Raw genomic sequence first — 2,029 nt, forward strand, 5'->3', positions numbered from 1 at the left:
CGGCTCGCGAAGGCGCTGATGAGGTGCACGCCCGGCGTTGCCCCATCGCGACTGCCACGCAACGTCTTGCCGTCCACACACACCTGCTCACCGGACAACCCAGCCAAGGCCGCCGTCGCCCAGGCCTGGAACGCCTCGGCAAAGGTGTCAGGGTTGAGTCGACCGATCACATCGCTCAAGGTATCGTGCGAGGGAATTCCGTTGGCAAGCGTCAGAAAGGTGCGCAACCACGCTTCCTTCTCCTTGCCAAAGGTTTCCATGCCCACCCAGTCCTCGATGCCACTGAGGACGGCACACAGCACAATCATCAGAATGTCGTGCAGGGAGTGCAACTTGTTACGCGTTTCGCGACGTGGATCGGCAAGATCAGCAAAGTACGTACGGGGATCTAACAATTTCGGCGACATCGGCGGCTCAGGCGTCGAGACAAAAGGTACTTGGCTACCTGCTCAACCGATGATTGTCAATACTCTGATAGCGCGATCGCCCTGATGCTTAGGCGCGGGTGGTTCGGTTCGAGTGTGACCCGCGTTGCGGTCAAGTTCAGCGGCGATTGACCGCCGCGCTCGACGAGATCTTGCAGCGAAATGCCGTTCAGGAAGCTGAAAATCTCGTCGCTTAATTGATCCCAGAGATGATGCGTGAGGCAGGGTTGTCCGGCGTGACAATTCTGTCGCCCGCCGCAGCGCGTCAGTTCGACCCATTCGTCAACGGCGCAGATGATGTTAGCAATCGAAATCTCACTTGCGGCGCGGCCCAGATAATAGCCACCGCCCGGGCCGCGCACGCCGCGTACCAGATGTTTGGTGCGCAGTGCCGCAAATAACTGTTCCAGATAGGACAGGGAAATACCTTGACTGGCTGAAATATCAGCCAGTGTGACCGGCCCCTGACCTGTGTGTAGCGCCAGATCGAGTAGAGCGGTCACCGCGTAGCGGCCTTTGGTTGAGAGTCTCATAGTTGGCTGCCTACTTGAAAGAAACCGGAGAACGGGTATTTCAAGTAAATTAGTCAACTATTGCGGGATTTCAAGCGGTGGGGCTTTCAGCTTTCAGCCGCCAGCTTCCAGCGGTGCGGCTGGAAAATCGGTGTGGGTGTCTCAATAGCGCATCAGGCGCACATCGAGAGGCTGCGTAACAGTGAGAGCAGGGCGCGGTCAAGCGTGAATCGCATCGCCGCTTAACAGCACGCCGTGTCAATACTAGGCGAGATTACGCCTGCGCGTTGGATTGTTCTGCAATCTGTCGGCGCACATCGTCCATGTCGAGTTCACCGGCTTTGGTGAGTAGATCGCGGAAGGAGCCTTCGGGCAGTGCGCCAGCCTGCGAGAAGATGATGATTTGCTCACGGAAGATCATCAGCGTCGGGATGGAGCGAATCTGAAAATGCCCGGCGATGGCTTGATGTTCTTCGGTGTTGAGCTTGGCGAAAACGATGTCGGGGAAGTCCGCCGAGACCTTTTCGTAGACCGGCGCAAAGGAACGGCACGGGCCGCACCAGGGTGCCCAGAAATCAACGATTACGAATGCGTTGTCCTGGATAGTGGATTCAAAATTGGCGGTATCGAGTTCGATGACGGCCATGAGCGCCTCCCCATTGGGTGAAAAGTTGCGCGGGATACTAACAGAAACAGCGGCGGGTCTTGCAGGCCGGTGGGCTCGAACAGTTTCAATGTGATTTGCGCAGTTATTTATATTTTAACCATGTCACGCAAACGCGTCAGCATCCGAGAGGCCGCCAATTTTCCCGGCGTTGCGGCGCACGGCGGCACTGTTACAACCAACTGCTCAATCATTTTAGTCAGCCCGGCGTGAAGTGGTCAAAGGCGGCGGCCTATCAGCACTATATGACCGTGCTGCGTATTCAGTTTCCGTGGTATGCGGACGTTTCTAGCCGTGTCACCCGCAATGCCATTGACGATCTGGATGCTGCTTTTATAGTTATTTGCAGAAGTGTCTATAATTATAGTAAATAAAAGAGGTTTTCACGATGAGAGTGCGAAATATAAAAATTGAAAACCCAGACTTAC

At 55.4% G+C, this 2,029-nt stretch carries 3 protein-coding genes; all 3 read right to left on the reverse strand.

Annotated features, from left to right (window positions below; genetic code table 11):
* Window positions 1-407, reverse strand: a 407-nt coding sequence (locus BLW10_RS13500; RefSeq protein WP_143117096.1) for an ISAs1 family transposase, incomplete at its 3' end; no start/stop codon positions are given.
* A gap of 56 nt (window positions 408-463) precedes the next feature.
* Window positions 464-958: an Rrf2 family transcriptional regulator gene (locus tag BLW10_RS13505; RefSeq protein ID WP_091335564.1), complete on the reverse strand. Its 495-nt coding sequence runs from the start codon at window positions 956-958 to the stop codon at window positions 464-466.
* A 253-nt stretch (window positions 959-1,211) separates the two neighbouring features.
* Window positions 1,212-1,583, reverse strand: coding sequence for a thioredoxin (gene trxA, locus BLW10_RS13510; RefSeq protein WP_091335566.1), 372 nt, complete (start codon window positions 1,581-1,583; stop codon window positions 1,212-1,214).
* Window positions 1,584-2,029 lie beyond the last annotated feature (446 nt).

This window comes from Allochromatium warmingii, assembly GCF_900107145.1.
Classification (GTDB): domain Bacteria; phylum Pseudomonadota; class Gammaproteobacteria; order Chromatiales; family Chromatiaceae; genus Thermochromatium; species Thermochromatium warmingii.

Excerpts from the sequence above, each read along its gene's own strand:
- BLW10_RS13505 (WP_091335564.1), bottom strand. The coding sequence starts at position 958 with ATGAGACTCTCAACCAAAGGCCGCTACGCGGTGACCGCTCTACTCGAT.
- trxA (WP_091335566.1), bottom strand. The coding sequence starts at position 1,583 with ATGGCCGTCATCGAACTCGATACCGCCAATTTTGAATCCACTATCCAG.